Here is a 23,228-nt window from a genome sequence, read left to right on the forward strand (position 1 = left end):
TGTGAGTCATTGGGGAATTATTAGTTTTTGCGTGAGCCTAGGCACGATTTCTTATTATCTAGCCAAAGGAATTGTAAAATACAACTCACAACTAAAACAACAACTCCAAAACGAGCCTGAACTTGCCAAACAAATTGATGAATTAGTTGAGGAGAGTAAAAAAGTATTAGAAATAGATTATCTAGCAAATGTAAGTGGAAGAGGAAGAAGATTAGGGCAAAAATGGTCAAAGTCAAGTTTAAATGAGTTAGCTAATTATCTAAAAAAGCAAAAAGTAGATTTTGAACTTTTTCCAGAAAAAGGGAGTTTTGAAATAAAAGGTTTTTTTGATGTAAACGGTAACCCTGCAATATTTCCTGATGGAAAGCAAGCTGCATTTGTTTACACTGCAAAGGAAGCTAAATTTATAGTAAGAGATGGTGCAACGCTTTATGAAACTCTTCATGAATTGATGCATTTAAAACACTCTAAAAAAATTGGATTAAAAGAATATTATCTTTTAGGAGGTTATCAAAGTACAGGTGAACTTATAAAAGAGCAATTAGTTTTTAATAAAATGATTGAATTCAAGGATTATTTAACTAGAGAAGAATTGATACATTCTTTGGATTATCTTAATGATAATATTTATGGACTAAGAGGAATTGATCCTATTCAATTTGACTTTGATATTAGAAAAATTCCTGAGGTAAGAAAAGTAATCAACATAAAACAAATACTAAACTTAAAATTATAAAAATGATAAGCAAAGAAAAAGCAAAGGTGATAATTGAAAATTATATAAAAAATAAAAAACTCCCATACATAGAATTACTTAATGATGTGAACAAAATAAATCTAAAAAAAAATAATGAAATCGCATATGGTAAAAAAAAAGGAGAAACTACTGATGTTTATACATATAGATATGTGATCATGGGTGTTCAAGATAAAGAAGGACAAATTGTATACATTGATGCTAAAACGGGTGAACTATTGTATATTTTAACACATCATTGGTATATAGATATAGAAGATTAATTCTTATAAGCTACTTTCGAGTAGCTTATAACTTTTATAAACAAAACAGAAGCAGGAAAAAGGTTAGTGAGCCATTGGGGAATTATTAGTTTTTGCGTGAGTCTAGGTACAATTTCTTATTATCTTGCTAAAGGAGTTTTAAAATACAACTCACAACTAAAACAACAACTGAAAAATGAACCTGAGTTAGCTAAACAAATTGATGAATTAGTTGAGGAGAGTAAAAGGGTTGTTGATGAGATTATTGAAAACACTAATAAAACAACAACTGGTTCAGGAGGTTTTTTTAAATATAATAAAATACTATCACGAAACATGGTTGCTCAAGAAAAAAACATGTCTTTTGCTGCAGCTTGCATAAAACAATTAGCTAAGGATGATGGAATTGAAATTTCTGAATCAGCAATTAGAACTATTACAAAAACAACATATGATGGAACATATGCAGACGGAATAACAATTGCATTGAAAAAATACTTTAAAGAAGAGAAATTAGATATTAGATTAATGTATGATCCTAAAATAACTGATATTGAAATGATTCGAAACATTTCTAAGGATAAAAATAGTTGGATAGCTTGGATCAGTCCAATGCCAGATTCAAATACAAAACGCAATTATTATTGACAAAGTTGTTAAAAACGATGTTTATATAAGAGACCCTTGGCCATTAGAATCTATCGACTTAGAGTCATTCAAGCAATCAAAAAACGGTGTAATTGGAATTGTCGATATTGAAGAGCTTGCTGTTCAGTGGGCAAATGGATTTAATTTTATGTTTAAAATAAAAAAAAAAGAGAAAATGAAAAATAATATTTTACAAAAGAAATTAGAAAAACTAGGTTATAGTATAAGAGAAAGAAATATTGATGAAAACATTATTTTACAATGTTTTGTAACTAAATTTAATGATTTCTTAAGTTTTGGCATTACTAAAGAAAATAATAAATTCAAAATATGGAATGCTAATGAACAAATTTCAACACCAAAGTACTTTGATAATGAAAATCAACTAATTGAATTTATTAAAGAAAACTTTCCTGTAGAAAATTAATTTTTTAAAGCTGCTTTCGGGTAGCTTTTTTATTTAGAATAATTTTCATAAATGAAAAAAACAGATAATACAACACTAATAATTTATAGAAGATATCGAATTACAATAACTCCAAATGATTTTACATATCTTTACACCTTCTAAAAGTATTATGAATTTCAATTACCCAAAAAACGAAAAACTAAAAAGCAAAAACACTATTGATTTACTTTTTTCAGAAGGCAAATCAGTTTCTAAATATCCATTGCGTTTAGTTTACGTTGAGAATCCTTCAGAAAATGAAATTTTAAAATTCGGAGTTTCCGTCTCTAAAAAGTATTTTAAAAAAGCGGTTGACCGCAATTACTTCAAGCGTATTTTGAGGGAATGTTATCGTTTAAACAAAACTATTTTATTGGAAAATATAGAAAAAAACTACGCTATCATGTTTTTTTACCAAACTAAAGAACGACTGACGTACCAAGAAATCAATGAAAAAACAGTTTTGTTGTTTGAAAAATTCATTTCCGAACTAAAAAAATAATTTCTGGCTAAGTTTTTGTGAATCACTATTTGTATATTTAATACTTACAATAACTTATCTTGTTTAGCCATGAAAAGAATATTCTCATATTTCCTTTTGTCTCTTTTAGTTTTTTCCTGTAAAGAAGAAATGATTGAAAGTAGTCTTACAGAAAATGCAAATTATAGTTATGATGCCGTTGAGGAATCTGAACCACTTTCTATTTCAAATTTAAAAAATATTGATGCAAAAAGTAAAATAAATTCAGAAGATCCTAAAATCATCAAAACTGCTCATTTACGCTTTGAAACGCAAGACTTACAAAATAGTTTTTCAAACATTTACAAAACTGCTAAAATCTATAAAGCGTATATTCAAAATGATAATTCAGGAACGGATTATGGTTCTATATACAGAAACATAACACTTCGTATACCAAACACTAATTTTGATGCCTTTATTGCTGAAATAAGCAAAGGAGTAAGTTATTTTGACAGAAAAGAAATAGCTGCCCAAGATGTAACTGAAGAATTTGTAGATATTGAAGCTCGTTTAAAAGCGAAACATACTTTGGAAATTCGTTATTTAGAGATTCTAAAAAAAGCCAATAAAGTATCCGAAATTTTAGAGATTGAAAAAGAACTTTCTGCTATAAGAGAAGAAATTGAAGTAGCAGAAGGGCGCTTAAAATATTTACAAAACCGCGTTTCAATGAGTACCATTTCTATAGAAATGTATACAGAAAAACCAGAAGGTACAGGAACAACAGTTTCATATGGAAGTAAGATGTGGAATGCGGTAAAATCTGGTTTTAATGGATTGTCAAGTTTCTTCCTTGGAATGTTACATATTTGGCCTTTTATCCTTATTTTCGTGGTGTTATTCTTTTTCGTCAGAAAAAAAATTAGAAATAAAAAGAAATTATAATGAAACGATTTTTAAATAAAAAATATATTATAACCCTATTTAGTATTGGATTTCTATTCTTAGCGGTAAGTTTTAAAAATGATTTCTTTGAAATTGCCAAACAAATAGAAATCTTTACTGAAGCTTTTAAAACAGTAAACCAGAACTATGTAGATGAGACCAATCCTGGTGAATTAATGGACATTGCTATTAAAAACATGTTGGCCGATTTAGATCCTTACACTGTCTTTTTTAATGAACAAGACGTGTTGAAGTTTAAAATTAACAATACAGGAGAATATACAGGAATAGGAGCTGTAGTTCAAAGAAAAGAAGGAAGAGTCTTTTTAAAGGAAATATACAAAGGGTTTCCAGCTGATAAAGCGGGTTTAAAAGCGGGTGATGAAATTACACAAATAGGTGATATTAGTCTAAAAGAATATAAAGAAGATGCCTCTCAATTATTAAGAGGCACAAAAAACACTAAAGTAAACATAACTTATGAACGCCAAGGCAAAAAACAAAATACAGTAATTATTCTTGATGAAGTAGAAGTTAAAGCCGTTCCTTTTTATGCATTACTAGAAGATAAAACTGGTTACATTGTTCTTTCAAAATTTACAGAAAAAGCAAGTAATGAAACCAAAGCAGCTTTATTGGAATTAAAAGGAAAAGGTGCAACAAAAATCATTTTGGATTTAAGAGGAAATCCTGGTGGTTTGTTACATGAAGCAGTGAATATTTGTAATTTATTTGTGCCTAAAGGCGAAGTAATTGTGACTACAAAATCAAAAAATGAAAAACACAATAGTACTTATAAAACAAATAATCAACCTATTGATTTAGAAATCCCTCTAGCCATTCTAATCAATGGTAGTAGTGCTTCTGCATCTGAAATTGTTTCTGGTGCTTTACAAGATCTAGACCGAGCTGTTGTCGTAGGAAATAGAAGTTTTGGAAAAGGACTGGTACAAAGACCTTTAAATTTATCTTATGGCACGCAAGTAAAAGTTACCATTTCGAGATATTACACTCCTTCTGGAAGATGTATTCAAGCATTGGATTACGCACATAAAGATAAAAACAGAAAAGCCATTAAAATAGATAAAAATGATTTTAATGCTTTTAAAACTAAAGGAGGAAGAACAGTTTATGATGGTGGTGGTGTTTTACCAGATGTAATTGTCGAAGAGACTAAAAAGAGTACTATCACAGATGCCTTAGTTAAAAATGATGCTGTCTTTGACTATGCAACTACTTTGTATTATAAAAACCCCAATCAAACTGGAATACCAACAATTTCAGAAACTGATTTTACTACTTTTAAAAGTTTTGTGAAACAAGAAAAATACAGTTTAGATAGTGAAACAGGAAAAGCTCTAAAAGAATTATTAGAAAAAGCAAAAAAAGAGAAGATAGATGATGCTATCATAACGGAATACAAATCCTTACAGTTAGCTTTAGAAAAAAGTCAAGATGTTGAGGTAAGTAGAAACAAAGAAGAATTAAAAAAATTACTACAAGAAGAGCTAATTACTCGTTATCAATACAAGGAAGGACTTTACGAATTTTATACTCAGAATGATATTGACATAAATAAGGCTAAAGCCGTGTTAAACGATAATAGTAAATATAATTCAATTTTAAAAAAATGACATGAAACGTTTAGTACTTTTTCTTTTACTCTTAAGTTCCTCATTATTGAAGGCACAAGAAGAAGAAGTACACTCTATCTATTTTGGATTTGATAAGTTTAATTTAAAAGAAAATCAAAAAAAATCACTAGTAGATTTTATAAAAAAAATAGATACAATAACCATAGAAACTATAGAAATATTTGGATATTGCGATGACAGAGGCAAAGACAAGTATAATTTCATTCTTTCTACTAAAAGAGCAAATACAGTTAGAGATGAACTTCTGCTAAATGGAATAAAAAATAAAATAATTATTACAATTGAAGGTAAAGGAAGAATTTTAATTGATGATGATTTATTAGATAATATTCCAGAAGTTCGATCCAAAAACAGAAGAGTTGATGTTGTAGTTAACTATAAACCCATCCTAATAGAAGAACTTAAAATTCCTGGTGTTTATGGTTCCATACCCAAAAACCCTATTGTTGGAGATCGAATTTATTTAGACAAATTACTCTTCGACAGAGGAAGTAGTGAATTATTATTTCCTGCTAGAAAAGAATTAGATAGATTAGCAAAACAACTTCATAAATTTAAAAATATTGAGTTTGAAATTCAAGGTCATGTTTGTTGTACGCCTTCCTTTCAAAAAGAAGCCATAGATAGAGGCACAAAAAAAAGAGAACTTTCTGTCAATAGAGCACTAGCTGTTTATAAGTATCTTGGGATAAAGAAAATTAAAAAAGACAGAATGACTCATAAGGGATTTGGAAATAGTCGTCCACTTGGAAAAGGTCCTTTATTAGACAGACGTGTTGAAATCGTAATTACTAAAGTAAATTAACTTCTTTTCATTTCAATATGTGGAATATCATCTTCTAAATACATTTCGCTAGTTTGCACAAAACCTAATGATTCATAAAATTTAGACAGATATTGTTGCGCAGAAATAGTAATTTTAGTATCATTAAAATATACTTTAACTGCATCAATTGATACTTGCATTAATTGATAACCCCATTTTTTATCACGATATTTTGGGCTAACCACTACTCTACCTATAGACGCTTCATCAAAGTAAAATCCTTTATCAAAAATACGTGTATAAGCAACAATCTCATTATTGTAATAACCAATTACATGCAATGCGTTTTCATCTTTACCATCAATGTCTTGATAAATGCAGTTTTGTTCTACCACAAAGACTTCCGATCTAAGTTGTAATAAAGAATACAATTCATCAAGAGAAAGTTCCTTAAAACGCTTTATTTTAAATTCTATTAAAGGCTCCATAAATAAAAAGTAAAAATCTCATTAAACGAAAGTCTAATGAGATTTATATTATACTAACAAATGTATGTTATTTATTTTAAAAATTTTACCGATTTAATGATTGCTTCTAGTTCAAATACTAAATCACGTTTTGATTTAGATGGGTTGTAAGTAAAACCTTCTAACACTAGGAATCGATTGTTTTTTGTGTCTTTAATAGCATAATTCAAAAATGGTCCTGCCATAAAATCATTTTTCAAGTACCAATTCCCTTTTGTTTCATACGTTTTTCTTCCAGCAATTGAAACATCAAAAAATAAAGGTGAATAGGCTTCTTCAGTAACCATCCAAGTATTATCTAGTGTACCATGAATAAATTTTTTACCAATAGAATCACGCATTTTTACAATATTATTCACCACATTAGAATCATTCTCTATCACATTAATAGGCATTTCATAAACAAGAATACTATTGTAACCTGAATTAAATTCTTTTCTAATCCATAAAAAATCATCTTCTACCATGTCATATTTGTAGCCATATCCAATCGTTAAAGCTACACCAAATCTTTCTCTAACTTTCGCATCAGTGACAGCTGCTTTCTTTAAGCGAATTTGATTTTCAATAATCTCACCCTCTTTAATGGCTTGAATAATTTCATTAGCTTTTTTTTCTAAAGTAGCTAAAATTTCATCTTTCGTTTTACCAACAATATAAAAGACTTGCTGTGGCTTTGCAAATTCATCTTTTTTTGCACTAAAACCTGATTGATCAGACTTTTCTACTACAATAATATTTCTACTATTTCTTACAAAACCTTCAAAAATCTTTGATGGATATTGATTTAATGTAAACATTGGTTCTTCATTTATAAAACCATCAATAGGTGCTGCAAATTTCTTTCTAATACTATCACCTATTTCTCCATTCCAAAGATTCTCATCCATTATAATAGAGACATTATTTATTTTACCATTAGATTCCGTTAAAACAGCCTTTTTATCAGCTTCGCTTTCTTTACAAGAAATCAAGATAATTAAACTTAAAAATGTAATAAATAAATGTTTCATAAAATTGGTTTTTTAGCCATTAATATTTAGTTTCATGCCTGGTTTAATATTATTACTGCTAATACCGTTCCATTTTTTAATATCATCTGCAGAAATACCTGGAAATTTTTTTGCAATTGAATATAAAGAGTCTCCTTTTTTAACCTTATACACTTGATTACTCCCATTATTACTAGAACTAGTATAACTTTTAGAAGTAACTCTTTCCGATGAAAAAATTTTCAAACTTTTTCCTGCTTGAATAGAATTTCCTCTTAAGTTATTCCAATTTTTCAATTGAGAAATAGTTACATTGTATTTGTCAGCAATTAATCCCAAACTTTCACCTCTTCTTATTTTATGATATTTAGTTCTACTAACTAAAACATCATTAGCATCTGGTAATATAGTTTTTTCTTTAAAAGTCTCTAAAAAATCAATGTAGGCATAAACCTTATCTTCGTTTGAAACAAAAAGGCCTAATTTATTCTTTGGTAATCTTAAATAATGAGCTTTATCTTCCTGATATGGAATAATATCTAATTTATAAATAGGATTTAAAAAAACAATTTGTTCAAAAGGTACGTCTAATAACTCCGATACTTGCTCAAAAGAAATACGCCTTTTAACCATTACAGTGTCCGTTTCAAAATAAGTTAAAGGTGCTTTCTTTGGGACAAATTTATGTTCTTTATGATATTCATAAATATACATTGTTGCTAAAAAAGCAGGAACATAATTAGCTGTTTCTCTAGGTAAATTTTTTCTAATATTCCAATAGTTTTGACTTCCACCAGAACGTCTTATAGCTTTAGATACATTTCCTGGTCCAGCATTATACGATGCTAAAACCATACTCCAATCACCAAAAATTCTGTATAAACTAGATAAATATTGACATGCTGCTTCCGTTGCTTTCAAAGGATCATAACGTTCATCTACAAAAGAATTCACTTCTAAATCAAATTGTTTTCCAGTAGGATACATAAATTGCCATAAACCGCTTGCACCAACTCTAGATTTTGCTCTTGGATTTAAAGCAGATTCTACAATTGCTAAATACTTAATCTCTAAAGGTACATCGTATTTTGCTAAATGTTCTTCAAACATTGGGAAGTAATATTCTGAAATGGCCATTAATCTTTCATAAGCACCTTGACGTTTCTTTAAAAATGTTTTAATAACATTTTCTAGAGCAGGGTTATATTCAATATTAAATGGTGATTTACTATCTAACTTCTTAAGTCTTTTCTTTAACAATTCTGTAGATAAATCAAAAGTAACTAAAGAATCCATATCAATTTCAGTAATATCTGAATACATATTTTCAAATATTTCTTCATTAGACAATTCCGCAAGCCATCTTTCATCAATACAATTACTTGTATTGTGATTGGTAAAGGTCGCTTTAATAGAATCTAAATAAACTGTTTTTAAAACAGCTACATCCATTTCTTTTCTTGGCTCTTGTGCAAAGAAACTACAGGTTAACAAAAGAACAACAACTGTAAATCTAATTTTTCTCATTTTTATAGTTTTAGTTTATTTGGAGCATATTACTATAACTAATATATATTTAATCTTTTAAAATAGCAGCAATTCCAGGTAAAACTCTACCTTCAAGCATTTCTAACATGGCTCCACCACCAGTAGACACATAGCTCATTTTTGGTTCTAGACCAAATTGCTTAACAGCTGCCACACTATCTCCTCCACCTACTAATGAAAAAGCACCACTTTTAGTAGCTTCTGCAATAGATTCTCCAAGTGCAATAGTTCCTTTTGAAAATGTTTCCATTTCGAAAACACCTAATGGTCCATTCCATAAAATAGTTTTAGAATCTTTCAAAATTCTATCAAATATTGCAAGTGATTTTGGACCAGCATCAAGACCTTGCCATCCATCTGGAATTTGTTTTACATCTACAATCTGCGTTTTTGCATCATTAGAAAAAGAATCAGCAGCAACTACATCTATAGGTAAATGAATTTGTACACCTTTTTCCTTTGCTTGTTTTAAAATCTCAATAGCTAAATCCAATTTGTCATCTTCACAAATTGAATCTCCTATTTTACCACCAAGTGCTTTAACAAAAGTAAATGTCATTCCACCACCAATAATCATATGGTTTACTTTATCTAAAATATTTTCAATAACCGTTATTTTTGAGGACACTTTACTACCGCCTAAAATAGCTGTCACAGGTTTTTCAGAATCAGAAAGCACCTTATTTATACTTTCAATTTCTTTGGCTAATAATAAACCAAAGCATTTTTTATTTGGAAAAAATTGAGCAATAATAGTTGTAGAAGCATGAGCTCTATGAGCAGTGCCAAAAGCATCATTAACATAAATATCACCAAACTTTGAAAGTTTTTCAGCAAAACTTAAATCACCTTTTTCTTCCTCGCTATAGAATCTTAAATTTTCAAGTAAAAGAACTTCACCTGTTTGTAATTCCTTAATAGCTTGTTCTACATCAGAACCAATACAATCTTTAACAAATTTCACTTTGTAATCTAGTATTTTTTCAACAGAACCAACTATGTGCTCTAAAGAATAATTGTTTTCAAATCCTTTAGGCCTTCCTAAGTGACTCATTAAAACTACACTTCCACCATCTGAGATAATTTTATCAATTGTAGGTTTTGCGGCTTCTATTCTGGTAGTATCTGTTACGTTGAAGTGCTCATCTAAAGGAACATTAAAATCTACTCTTATAATAGCTCTTTGATTGTTAAAATTAAAATCGTTTAGTGTTTTCATTTATTCGTAATGTGTTTAATTGTTAAAGTTTACTACAATCCCAAAATAGAACTGTAGTAAACTTTTCAAATGTAATTGTTTATTTTTAATATACAATTCTATTTTGAGTACATGGACAATTACTTAAACTTTGCAAAAAGTCAAAACCAATAGTAATCATGTGTGTTCCAGAATTATATGATAAAAGCTCATTTGTATTAATTTGATAGGAATAACCAAAATAGAAATTACTTTTTCTAAGACCTACAACTGGTCCAACGGTTACTGGAGTAAGAGATTGTTCATTTAAGAATCTTGCAGTTGCACCTATCCAAAAATAATCTTCGTAAAAATGCTTTTTAAACTTGATGTTTAAATCCGTTGTAGAGCGACCGTCACTTTGATAATATTGCACTAAAGCTGAAGGTTCGATTTCAAAACTAGAACCACTACTTCTAAACTTAGTTCCAAAATATACTTGATGATTCAATAGTAAATCTGGTTCAAGAAAATTAACTTCTCTTATGTTTTTATCTAAGATATTTGAAGCATTATAACTTATAAAAAAGTCTTTATACCTGTATAGAAACCCTATATCGAAATTATAATTTTGAGTCGCTCTATCCCCATTAATTGCAGGATCAAGTTGATTACTAAAGTTTTCAATATCAATTCTAAAATGATTTAAATTGAATGAAATTCCTAAAGATAAATATTGTTCACTATCATAATCTAAAATCAAATGCTGAGCAAAAGATAATTTAGCACCATATTGTCTCGTGTTACCATTTTTATCATTATATAAAAAAACACCAACTCCTGATCTATCAGCTATACGAAAATCTGCTGCTAAAGACTGATTTATAGGAGAATCTTTTATTCCAACCCATTGAGTAAGTCCATTAATACGAATTCTTGCGTTATCTCCAATACCAGCAAAAGTAGGAGACAGAGAAAAAGGATTATCAGCTAAATACTGCGTTTGTTGAGGTATTGTAAGCTCTTGTGCTTCCAATTGATACAAACTAAATAGTATTAAAAATAGGGCTATTTTTTTCATTTTAATATCTTTTATTTAATACTAAGCCTATTGTAGAATAGGCTTAGTCTTTTTTTTATTATCTATATAATGTGAAGTTACCTATAAACTCTCTTGCATCAGTCTCTCCATTTAATTTCAAGACATACCAGTAATCTCCAGATGGTAAATCATTACCCATATAGGTTCCATCCCAAGATTCTCCAGGATGTAAAGTAATTATTTTTCTGCTATACCTATCGAAAACATAAGTAACTGCTTTAGGATAATTATCTAAATAATTAGGACTCCATGTATCATTATTACCATCACCTCCTGGTGTAAAATAATCAGGAATTTCAACATCAAAGAACTCTATGAAAATATCTTTAGTATCTGTACATCCATTTGCATCAGTAACAATAACAGTATAAGTATCTGTTTGATTAATGAAGTAGACATTGTTAGATCCAACATAAAGAACAGTACCATTACTATTTAGAATTGTATACTCATACGGTGCTACTCCATCTGTTGTTGACATGGTAAATTGATTTAAACCACTTTCCAAAACAGTTAAATTAGGAGTCGATGGTAAAACAACAGTAAAGTTAACCTGTTGTTGACATGTATTCGTATGAGTTACAGTAACAACATGAGGTCCACTTGTAACATTCTCGAATATATTTTCTCCAAGTGGTAGAATTTCTGCACCATTATCTAGATCAAATGTAAGTTCAGTTATATCAATTGTATCATTATATAAAATAGTCACATTAGCTTGTGGTACATCATTCACACAAATTGTTTCAATTAAGTAATCTGCTTGGATATCCTTACCTTCGTCTATGGTAAACTCAATAGAATAAGCACAACCATTAGCATCAGTTACTATGAATTGATAATCTCTAGGAGGAAGATTTGGAAAACTAAAATCTCCAGTTGGCGAATTTTGAGTTAATGTTGGATCAGTAGTTTCTGTTGCAGTATATCCCGTTGTTCCAGGTGTTGCTCCAGAAACACTAAATGTTGCTGAACCACCATCTCCAAAACAAATCTCTGCAAGAGGAGCCACATCTACAAGATTAAATTCTGGTGCATTGTTTATTGTAAAAGGGAATGGACCAACACTACATCCACTTTCATCTTGTACATAAACTGTATAAGTACCTGGTGCTAAATCTGTAAACACACCCGAATTAACTGTTTCATTTGGTGCTGATGAAATAGAATACTGAATTGTTCCTGTTCCACCACTTGCAACAACTGTAATTGTACCATTTGTTGGATTATCGGCACAAGTAACATCAGTTGATGTTGATGTTGTAATATCTATTGCTGGTGGTTCTGTAATAGTGAATGATTGAGAAACACCACTACAATCACCATCTATTACTTCAACAGTATAAGTTCCTGCGGAAACATTAGTAAATACTCCTGGATTACCCTGAATCGCACCATTGTTTGGTACTAAATTATATGTATAATTACCTAATCCATTAGTAGCTGTTGCAGTAATTGCAGTAGTAAACCCATTACAACTGATTGAAGTATCCGATAAATCTACAGAAACAGAAACAGGTATTACTGGTTCCACAACTTGAGTATTAGAAACCACTTCAATACAGTTGTTAGCATCCAATACATAATATTCATAAGTACCAGCAGGAACTGTAAATTGTACAGAATTAGAACCTCCAAAAGGTATATATGTTCCTCCAGAAGTTAAGCTATAACTATATGGAGCAGTTCCACCAGTAGCAGTTAATTCTAAAATTGCATCTGTTTGACAAGTTGGATCATATATTTGAGCTAAAGTAGCAACAACTTGATCAGCTGGTTCTGTAATCGTAACATTTACAGTTGTAAAAGTACAATTGAAAGAATCAGTTATGGTAACATTATAAGTTCCTGCTCCTAAATTAGGAAATATATTATTTGTTTGTGGAGCTGAGCTTATATTTGGAGTAACAGAAATAGTATTTAAACTATATAAGTAACCACTTCCATATCCGCCCGTTGTACCAGATACTGTAATTGTAGCAGTATTATCACCCACACACAATAAAGCAGTTGGTGTTGCACTAATTGTAGCTGATATAGGAGTTGGGTCAACTAAATCAACCGTAGTCGAAACTACACATCCAACATTATCTCTCACACTTACCGTATAAGTACCAGCACTTAAGCCTGTAAAACTAGCTGTTGATGACCAAGCTACATTAACTGGGCCTTGAATTTGATATTCATAAGGTCCTCCCCATCCATTTGAACCTACAGCAGAAATACTACCATCATTACCTGGATTACAAGTAATAGGTGTATTTGTTGTAGCAATAGTTAAGGCTGCAATTGGTTGCGTTATTGTAAAGTTAGTAACCGCAGGACAATAAGGACTTCCTGTTAATGTAGTCGTTAATTGATAAACTCCAGCTGGTAAGTTATTTACAGTAAATGGTCCTGCGGATAGACTTGAACCAGACGCTACAGAAACATTAGATGAATTTAAGATGTCATAAGTAAATGGCCCAGCATCATTTGTTGGTGTTAAATTTTGATCAACAAAAGTGAAACTCACACTTCCATCTGTACCACCAAAACAAGTGACATTGTTGTCTACAGTTGCATTAACAATGAATGTATTTGGATTAAACACATAATGAATAGTTTGAACTATACATCCTGTAGTCGCATTTTCTACAAAAACATCATAACTACCAATTGTTAATCCTGTGAAATTTGGATTGTTTACTTGGGTTACGTTATATGGTAGAGCATTTGATGGATAACCAGTTACCGTATAATTCAATGTTGTAGGAACTCCACCAGTTGTAGTCACGTTGATAGTAATATCTTCCAATGTTGTACAAGTAATTGGTGAAGTAACTGTTACCGTTGGATTTGATATTTGAATAAATGGAGCTATGGTAGCTATTGTAGATCCAATACATCCATTATTATCGTATACTTCAATTGTATAATTTCCACCAGCAACATTAGGTTCTAAATATGTATTACTAGTGCCTGATTGAAGAGTTGTACCTCCTTGAATAAACACATAATTAATATATGTTCCTGAACCACCAGTTACACCAGTTACAACAATAGAAGCATTGTTAACAGTATTAGTACCTGCGTTACATCCAAACTCTGTTACTGTCGGTGTTGGAACCACAATTAGAGCTGGTTCATTAACTGTTATAACTTGAGTTGTTGTACATCCTCTTCCAGAAGTTACTACTACTGTATAGTTTCCTGCTGGTAATCCGCTAAATACATTACCTGGTTGAGAAGGAAATGTTACTGGACCTGCAGTAATTTCATAACTATATGGAACATCAGGGTTAGAACCTGTTAAATTAATTGTTATTAAACCATTAGAACCACCATTACAAGTAACATCTACGACAGTATTTGTAAAAGAAGGATTTGTTGGTTGAACCAAAGTGACATTTGTATTTATAAAACATCCTGTCGTATTATCAGTTACAGTAACTACATAAGACCCTGCTGGAATATTTGAGAAAACATTTCCAGATTGAGTTATAGGTGCTCCGTTAGGAGTTATTGTATAAGTATAGTTTCCTGAACCACCTGCTGCATTTACAGTTATAATTCCATCACTAGAACCACAATTTCCTGTTACTGCAATAGAAGGAGTAATATTTACATTCAATGGAGGATTAATAATAATGGTTTCTGTTTCTGTACAACCATTAGTATCCTTAATAATAACTGTTTGCGTACCAGAATTTAAACCTGAAACCGTAAATGGATTTGTTGGATATGTTGCAAAAGCACTTCCATTTACACTATATGTGAATGGTGGCACACCAACTGCAGCATTTGTTGTAACTGTAATACTATAACTTCCATCATTTGGGTTACAAAGTGTTGCTGGGTCAAGAACTACAGTTATATCTGGACTAGTATCAGTTGGTATATTTACACTAGTAAATGGTTGAATACAACCATTAGCATCTTGAATATATATATCATAAGAACCACCTGCAAGATTACTAAATACATTTGATGATTGACCTGGCCATGAAGATGGAAGAGGAGCTGGATTACCTGTACCAGCAACAATTTGATAACTATATGGTGGTGTACCATTAGAACCAGTAACAGTGATTTGCCCTGCTTCAGAACATAGATTATCATTATGAGTCACGGCTGCTGTTACAGATAACAAGACAGGCGATTCAGAAATTGTAAAGTTTACAGATGTTTGTGTACATCCAGTATTTGAACCATCATTTTCAGTTAAGAGAACAAAATATTCTCCTGGAGGTAACACTCCAAAATTATTTACTGTAAAAGGAGCCCCTGTTAGACCAGTTGTAGTTCCAATTACTCCGAATGGAGTGTTATTTAAAGCTTGATATATTTGATATGAAACACTTGTTCCTGAGTATCCACTAACTGTAAACGACACACTTCCATCATTAGCTCCTGTACAAGTTACATTATGAGGTGTAACTGTTGAAGTAATACTAGACAGTGTAGGTATTGGTCCTGGAGCTGTCTGAAAATAATAACAATTTGTACTCTCATCATAAACGATAATACTATAAGTAATACCTGGAATTAAATTAGTAATTGTCGTACATAAACCAGAAGGATCTGATGGATCAGCATCTTGATATACAGCACTTGGATATGTTGGATAAGGTGGGTTTGTAGGAGATAAATCTTGGTAAATTGCAAAATGGTATGGTCCTCCAGCAACTGAAGTATTTACACACACATTAAGTGAACCAGAAGAACAATCCGCAGTTGGAAGAACAACAATATTCAAACTATTTGGAGGTGAAGCAATTCTAATATTGTTTTGTACCAAAACACAACCATTAGCATCAACTACTTCAACGGTATAGATTCCAAAATTTAAAATAGGAAAAGAATGATCTTGTCCTGAAGCTGCAATAAAAGTATCTGTATAAGTACCTGTAGAATTATCAATATTGTATGTAAATGGAGCCGTTCCTCCTGTTACATTTGTTACATCAATTGAACCTGGTTCTGTACCTGTTGCACCACACTGTATATCTGTTTTAACTATGGTAAAATTAATAGGATCGGGTTGAGTTAAAGTTATTGTTTCTGTTTCAGTACATGAATTGGCATCCATAACTGTAACCGTATAATTGCCTGCTGTTAACCCTGTAAAATTATTTCCAGACTGAAAATTAGTTCCATCAATACTATATGTATAAGGAGATAAACCACCAGAAGCAGTAACTGTAAAAGCACCATTACTATCTCCGTTACATAAATTAAATGCTGTTTGTGAAAGTACAGGAACATTCAATACTGGTAATGGTATTACAGTAACTGTTGTAGTCGTTACTGAACAACCTATCGCATCAGTGATTACGAATTGATAATTACCTGGATTTGCTGTTGTATAAGTAAAGGTAGAACCTGTTACAGGGAAAGTTCCTAAAGATGCTGTATTAAATAATACTTCATAAGTGTAAGCAGGTGTTCCTCCATTTATGGTTACATCAATAGCGGCATCTGGTGAAGTTGAACAATCTAAATCACTTGTTAAAACAGCATTAGCAGTTAATTGTGGAGCAATATTTACAGCTGGTAAGGTAACTTCACAACCATAATCATCTCTTACAATAATGGTATAGTTACCAGGTGTTACTGCAAAAGTATTACTAGTTCCAAATGTACTTCCATTAATACTATAAGTATAAGGAGTTACTCCTCCTGAAGCTGTAACTACAATTGTAGCACCATTAACTCCATCATAACATAAATCAGATGTAACATCAATTACCGCTGTTGGTGGAGTAGGTACTGGAATATTTATAGCTAAATCAATAGGATCTGTACATAATAATGCATCTTGAACCACTACAATATAATCACCTGGTGGTAAATTAGAAAACACATTATTGGCGCTTAAGCTATAAGGTGCAATAATATTTCCTAAAGTATCTTGTAATTCATATTGATAATTAGGTGTTCCACCCGAAGCAGAAGCAGTAATTGTACCACCAGTTAAACAAGTAGCAGGACTAGATAAAACTGCACTAGCTACTAGAGCATTTGGCTGACCTATAACTTGAGTAAATGGGAATGAACAAGGTGTTGAAGATAAATCGTATTGAATATCAATGGTATACGAATCAGCTCCTAAACCTGTAATAGTTACAGGTGAAGTAGTTGAAGCAATTGGACCTGTTACATTGTTACTTGAATCTGTAATTGTATAATAAAATTGAGTATCAAAGTTTTGAGCAGCAATTGTAATTTGACCGTCATTAGCTCCATTACAACTTACATCGCTTGAACTAGTAATTTGTGCAGAAAATGCTTGATTACAATCTATTGATACAGGAAAATCAACTTCTGTAATACATGCTATTGGTAATTGAAAAACATTTATATCATCAATAACTACATCGTTTCCATTAATTACGTTACTATATGAACGAATAACAAAACTCAACGAAGTATAAGCTCCAGGGTTTAAAGCCAAGCTATAGGTTTCCCATTGATTTGACTTAGGAACATTAATTGGAGAAGCAGTTGGTGTAGTAGCAACAATTACCTCAGAAGGTAGACCAAGATCATAAATTAATTGAATTGTTAAACTAGGATCACCTAAACCAGGGCTACCACTATTAATTAAGTTCATTGCCCATAAAGACACTTGAATATCTTGATTTGGAATAATATTATTTATGGGCTTACTATATAATATTCCACCAATACCAGCTGTACCTCCTATGTTTACACATAAAAACCTTCCGTTAGGGTTTGTTCCATTTGAAGTATGATCTCTAGGATCGTTCCATGAACCAAACCTTGGGTTAATTCTTGGAGTAACTCCATATTCTCCATCATTAATAAAATCATCTAAATTACATGTATATCCAGGAGGATGTACACCCGATTGATTTTCAAAACAATAAGCAGTATTAATACCTGGTGTTGTAGTAGGTGCTCCTACTCCAAAATCTTCGAATAGTAAATTACTATATGTTGGGAATGTTAATGTTTCATATTGAACAGTAACATTATGTGGTCCACAAGGTACATTAGTAAATACATTATTATCTGGAGGTGTATTAGGGTTTCCATCTAATAAATAGGTATAAGAAAAATTTCCTCCATTATTATTTACTGTAATAGTAGTAGTTGCTGAACCGTCACAATTAAAATCTGGATCATTTACTGTAATAGTTGGCTCTTGTGGAGGTGGATCTATTGTTACACTAGAACAAAAACTACATAAATTTGAATCTCTAATACAAACTACATGAGTTCCTGGAGGTAAATAAGCTTCATTTGCTGCTATCCATGTTGAACCACCATCAAAACTATATTCATAAGTTCCTGTTCCTCCTTGAGGGTTTGTAATTCTAACTTTACCTTCTCCGTTTGGTCCACAACCTGCTAATTCAGAAACTCCTGCAGAAGCAGTTAAGGCAATGGCTGGTTGAGTAATTGTAATTGTTTGAGCTACAGTAAAACAGTCATTGCCATTTAGTGAATATTGAATTAAAGTCTCGTATGTTCCTGCTGTTAAATTAGAAAAAACAGGATTTGAACTAAAATTACCACCATTATCTATACTGTATAATATAGTATAACCATTAGTATTCGTTACATTAAATACAATCTCTCCTGTAGACTCACCGTAACACAAAATATCTGTTTGAGTTACTGTAAAAACAGGTGGAGGAATTGCATCAATAGTAACACTAGTAGTTGCTGTACAGTTATTATTATCAGTTACTGTAAAGTCGTAAGTTCCTGGTGTTGTTATTACAAAATTTGGAACAGAATATAAATCTGGATCACCACTAACTGTATATATGTATGGAGGTGTACCGCCTACTGGATAAAGTGTTATTTCTCCATCTGTACATGTAAGAGGAATAGTGACTGCACCTGTAACCGTTAATAAGGGTGGATTAGATATTGTTATATTTTGGGTGTATGTACATCCATCTGTTGTTGTAACGTTAAGCGTGTAATTTCCAGCATTTAAATTTGAAAACGTGTAGTCATTTGCGTCAATTGGTCCAGCTGAAGCAAATGGGTTGCCTCCTAATAATAACTGATAAGAATATTGCGGTTCTACATTATTTACTTGAACTCTTATTTCACCTTTATCTCCATTACAAAGGGCGTCTTGAACAATGACATCAACATCAAAATTTCTTAAATTTACAACCACATTTGGAATACTAAATAAACAGTTTCCAACACCACCACCTATTTGCTGTGTGTATACTGTATAAGTACCTGCTGAAACATTATTAAAAATATTATTGTTTTGTTGCCAAGGTCCTGTTGGACTAGTTATACTGAATTCATATCCTGTTGGTGGCACTCCATTTACAGTAATCGTACCAGGAGTATTACAAATTTCATCCGTTGCAACAACTGTAGGAGTAAATAAATTCTTATATACATTGAAGTAGTAGGTTCTAAAACATCCGTTTTGGAATGTAATCGTTACTCTATATTCTCCTGCATTTACTGCATTATAATTTGGACCCGTTCCCACTTGTGTCCAATCAGAATCTGGACAAGTTGTATTTGGACAAGTTGGTGGAGGAGAAGTGGTACAATTTGCAGTTGTACTTAAAACTTCCCAAACAATCGTTTGAGCATTTAAAATACCAGTTTCAATCAATTGACTATCGGAAGCACCGCATAAATAAATTTTTGGCAATTCAGAACCATCAATAGGACAAATATCAACTTGATCCGCGTAAGGAATTACTGGATTAGGTACTACACCATTAAAATCAACTACATTAAATGTTTCTACAATTGAAAGACATGGAGCAGGAGCTGTATTCACAACACTATATGTACCAGTTGCACTTACAGTATAAGATTGGTTAGTTGCTCCAGAAATAGCATTTCCTGCATTAGGCGGAGAACCATTGTGCCACTGATAAGAAGTATAGCCACTACCAGCCGTTAATGTAACTGACGAACCACACAAAACTTCTTCAGCTTCAAATGTACAATCATCTATATCAGCTATAAAATTTGTTGCTCCTGGAGTAGGAAATAAACATGCATCAATTCCTGAGGCACTTGGTTGTTGATTTTCTACTACATTTCCAGAAGTTGAACTGCTGTATGTTTTATAGGCTGTATTTGTTATCTCATTTGAACAAGCATCTCTTAAATCATAACAATTTTCTGCTACCCTTACTCTAATTCTTATTTGATAATTTGCACCAAACTCTGTTACTAAATTATCAGGTATTGTAAATGTTAAGGTATTTGTAACTGAATCAAAAACATAAGTTACTCCTGGAGGCACTACAATGTCTGCCGGCAAGAAAGTAACATTAATAGGTAATTGATCCATAATAGTAAAGCCAATAGCATCGTCATTTCCTATATTTTGAAAATCTAAATCGTAATAAATTTCTTGACCTAAAGCTACGGTAGAGTTTCCAATATCATTTCCTCCTAAATCTCTTACAACTTTTACTAAATTAATTTGCGGTTGAATAACTTCAATCGCAAAGGCATTCATATAATATACATAAGAGTCATTACTAGTCTCTAATCTAATGGTTGCATTAGTTGCATTATTTGCAATAACTCCATTTCCTGGGTTGGGTACATTGATAATACCAGCGTCAAAACCAAGTAAATTAGTACTATTAATATTTCTAGCTGTATAAGCCCCATTTATATCATTTATTGTACTATTAAAAAAGTTATTTGCAGCTCTAGTAGGAATTGTCATACTAGTTCCATTAACTCTTAATCTATCATTTGTATAAGCATAATCACCTTCTAAAGCAGCAAAAGCCAATTGCGCTCTTACAGGGCCAATTGGAATAGAATTAAAACCAGAAATTGGAATATCTAATGCTGGATCACCACTTCTAATATTACTAAATCCATCGAATATAGTTATATTTTTTGCAGTGGTTAATGGATCCTCGTATACCATTATCAAATTCCAACCTCCCGAAGTATTACCTCCTAAACCAGATTGTATGTTTCCGACACCATATGTCCCGTTTGCACTAGGAAGAGCTTGGACTAAACTAGTAACATCATAATATGCCGCGTACCCATAATTATCACTTGAAACTGGCTGACCTACTGTAAAAGTGTCAAATATTGTGGTTCCAGTTATATTAATGTAATTGCCTCCTGGTAATTTGAATTTAACCTGATTTAACTTAGTTCTATCAACTTGATTTCCAATATTGTTAGGATTATAAACACCCGCCCAATATAATCCTGCATAAACAATTCTATAACAACCTGCGGTTGCAACTGGAACTGTCAAATTAGCAGTAGATGAATTGAAGGTAGAGGCATCACCGTCAATATCAATATATTGCATATTGAAACTATTATTTACATCTGTTCCGTTATAAGGATTATTGGCACCCAATGGTCCTGAGCTTCGGTTTAGGATATTGTTCCCAATTTGGAGCATATTTCCTTTTAGTCCAACAAAAGTTCCCTGTGCTCTGGGGTTAAATGGTACAAAATTCTGGGCAAAAATAGTTGAACTCGTCATAATTAGAGCGAGATATACTATTTTTCTTAGTAGGGTAATTTTTTGTTTCATAGTATTCTAGATTTTAAGACCTTTAAAAGTAATAAAAAAAATTAATATAAAATTAACATTTAACTTATTGAACCTGAACTATTTTCATTTTTTTATTATATGATTTAGTTCCTCTTTTACTTAATTCGTTTGTTGCTGGACTCAATTCGTCAAATTTACCTAAGAAAACGTAATAGTTTCCGTCGTAAATATTATAAAACTGATTCACACTTGTTCCTCCTTCTGAGACAACTTGTTTAATAAAAGCATCTCTTTGTTTAGTGTCCTTGAACTTACCTAAGACAACATAGTATCCACTTGCAACATTATTCATTTTCTTAACAATAGGAATATCGTTAGTTACTGGTTCATTATCTAATAAATTACCACTTACTTCTTGTCCTTGTGTGTTTTGACCATTAGTTGCAGAATTTTTGATATTCTCTAAGTTTCTCTGATCATTTTCAATTCTTTGCTGTTCACTATTATATTCTGCTTTCTTAATTCTTCTCAATCTCTCTTCTTCGACATCAGCATTAATTTGTTTAATTTTTGAATCTGCTAATTTTTCTAAATCAATATATTTTTGTTTTTTATTTTTCAAATCAGTTAATACACTGTCATAATACTCATTTAACTGTTTAGCATCTTCATTATTTAAACCTTTTTCTTTCATTTCATTTAACCTCGCTCTATTTGCATTTTCAAAATCAAAAATTAAATCATCAAATACTTTTTTGTTACTTGAAATTTGACTCTTAATAGCATTTAATTGAGCATTTTGTTGAGTTGTACTCACAAATTTTCTTGCTGGACCTCTATAATTAGGATCATCTTCAGCTATAAATGCTTTTAAATCTAAATCACGCTCAGTAACAAGTGAGTCTAATTTCTTAATTAAATCATCCGATTTTTTAGTTCTTTCGTTAATATCACTTTTATAATCATCTAATAAATTATTAGAGATATTCAATTTGCTTTCAATATTAGCAATTTTATCTCCTACTGAAAGTTTTGCATTAGCTGCTTGTTCTCTAGCTAATCTATCCTTTTCAGCTTGTTCTCTAGCTAATCTGTCTTTCTCAGCTTGCTCTCTTGCTAATCTATCTTTTTCAGCTTGCTCTCTAGCTAATCTGTCTTTCTCAGCTTGCTCTCTTGCTAATCTATCTTTTTCAGCTTGCTCTCTTGCTAATCTATCCTTCTCAGCTTGTTCTTTAGCTAACCTAGCTTTTTCTGCTTGCTCTCTTGCTAATCTATCTTTCTCGGCTTGTTCTTTAGCCAATCTTTCTTTCTCAGCTTGCTCTCTAGCCAATCTTTCTTTCTCAGCTTGTTCTCTAGCCAATCTATCTTTCTCGGCTTGTTCTTTAGCCAATCTTTCTTTCTCAGCTTGCTCTCTAGCCAATCTTTCTTTCTCAGCTTGTTCTCTAGCCAATCTATCTTTCTCGGCTTGT

14 protein-coding genes and 1 pseudogene are annotated in these 23,228 nt (G+C 31.5%); 8 read left to right on the forward strand and 7 right to left on the reverse strand.

Annotated features, from left to right (window positions below; genetic code table 11):
• The first annotated feature begins 31 nt into the window (after positions 1-31).
• The 8 genes from FIA58_RS21715 (at position 32) to FIA58_RS07675 (ending at position 5,963) form a co-directional block, all read left to right on the forward strand.
• Positions 32-736 carry a zincin-like metallopeptidase toxin domain-containing protein gene (locus FIA58_RS21715; protein ID WP_165928879.1) on the forward strand — a complete coding sequence of 235 codons (705 nt, stop codon included), beginning with the start codon at positions 32-34 and terminating at the stop codon, positions 734-736.
• Positions 737-738: 2 nt separating this feature from the next.
• Complete coding sequence (locus tag FIA58_RS07645) at positions 739-1,020, forward strand: hypothetical protein (RefSeq protein WP_140961816.1); 282 nt, start codon at positions 739-741, stop codon at positions 1,018-1,020.
• A gap of 96 nt (positions 1,021-1,116) precedes the next feature.
• On the forward strand, positions 1,117-1,647 hold the full coding sequence (locus tag FIA58_RS21720) for a cysteine peptidase family C39 domain-containing protein (RefSeq protein ID WP_140961818.1): 531 nt from the start codon (positions 1,117-1,119) through the stop codon (positions 1,645-1,647).
• A 175-nt stretch (positions 1,648-1,822) separates the two neighbouring features.
• Positions 1,823-2,074, forward strand: a complete 252-nt coding sequence (locus tag FIA58_RS07655; RefSeq protein WP_140961820.1) for a hypothetical protein — start codon at positions 1,823-1,825, stop codon at positions 2,072-2,074.
• Between the two features lie 151 nt (positions 2,075-2,225).
• Complete coding sequence (gene rnpA / locus FIA58_RS07660; protein ID WP_140962071.1) at positions 2,226-2,597, forward strand: ribonuclease P protein component; 372 nt, start codon at positions 2,226-2,228, stop codon at positions 2,595-2,597.
• Between the two features lie 69 nt (positions 2,598-2,666).
• Positions 2,667-3,503, forward strand: a complete 837-nt coding sequence (locus FIA58_RS07665; RefSeq protein ID WP_140961823.1) for a DUF4349 domain-containing protein — start codon at positions 2,667-2,669, stop codon at positions 3,501-3,503.
• The gene (locus tag FIA58_RS07670) at positions 3,503-5,137 is read left to right on the forward strand and encodes a S41 family peptidase (RefSeq protein ID WP_140961825.1); all 1,635 of its coding nucleotides are present in this window, start codon (positions 3,503-3,505) and stop codon (positions 5,135-5,137) included. Before FIA58_RS07665 ends, FIA58_RS07670 begins: the two co-directional genes overlap by 1 nt.
• Before the next feature lies 1 nt (position 5,138).
• On the forward strand, positions 5,139-5,963 hold the full coding sequence (locus FIA58_RS07675; RefSeq protein ID WP_140961827.1) for an OmpA family protein: 825 nt from the start codon (positions 5,139-5,141) through the stop codon (positions 5,961-5,963).
• On the opposite strand, the gene FIA58_RS07680 is transcribed toward FIA58_RS07675, so the two are convergent.
• From FIA58_RS07680 to FIA58_RS21870, 7 genes and pseudogenes are all read right to left on the reverse strand, one after another.
• Positions 5,960-6,412 carry a GNAT family N-acetyltransferase gene (locus FIA58_RS07680; RefSeq protein ID WP_140961829.1) on the reverse strand — a complete coding sequence of 151 codons (453 nt, stop codon included), beginning with the start codon at positions 6,410-6,412 and terminating at the stop codon, positions 5,960-5,962. The two genes, FIA58_RS07675 and FIA58_RS07680, sit on opposite strands and share 4 nt — an antisense overlap.
• Before the next feature lie 71 nt (positions 6,413-6,483).
• Positions 6,484-7,464 carry a DUF4837 family protein gene (locus FIA58_RS07685; RefSeq protein WP_140961831.1) on the reverse strand — a complete coding sequence of 327 codons (981 nt, stop codon included), beginning with the start codon at positions 7,462-7,464 and terminating at the stop codon, positions 6,484-6,486.
• 12 nt (positions 7,465-7,476) lie between these two features.
• The gene (locus tag FIA58_RS07690) at positions 7,477-8,970 is read right to left on the reverse strand and encodes a lytic transglycosylase domain-containing protein (protein ID WP_208022778.1); all 1,494 of its coding nucleotides are present in this window, start codon (positions 8,968-8,970) and stop codon (positions 7,477-7,479) included.
• Positions 8,971-9,019: 49 nt separating this feature from the next.
• Positions 9,020-10,210, reverse strand: coding sequence for a phosphoglycerate kinase (locus tag FIA58_RS07695; RefSeq protein WP_140961833.1), 1,191 nt, complete (start codon positions 10,208-10,210; stop codon positions 9,020-9,022).
• Between the two features lie 85 nt (positions 10,211-10,295).
• Positions 10,296-11,249: a PorP/SprF family type IX secretion system membrane protein gene (locus FIA58_RS07700; protein ID WP_140961835.1), complete on the reverse strand. Its 954-nt coding sequence runs from the start codon at positions 11,247-11,249 to the stop codon at positions 10,296-10,298.
• A 58-nt stretch (positions 11,250-11,307) separates the two neighbouring features.
• A complete protein-coding gene (locus FIA58_RS07705) occupies positions 11,308-21,798 on the reverse strand; it encodes a T9SS type B sorting domain-containing protein (protein WP_140961837.1) in 10,491 nt (3,496 codons plus the stop codon).
• Positions 21,799-21,862: 64 nt separating this feature from the next.
• Positions 21,863-23,228 (reverse strand): annotated as a pseudogene (locus tag FIA58_RS21870) (hypothetical protein); the annotation flags it as partial.

It is taken from the genome of Flavobacterium jejuense, assembly GCF_006491595.2.
In the GTDB taxonomy this organism is placed as follows: domain Bacteria; phylum Bacteroidota; class Bacteroidia; order Flavobacteriales; family Flavobacteriaceae; genus Flavobacterium; species Flavobacterium jejuense.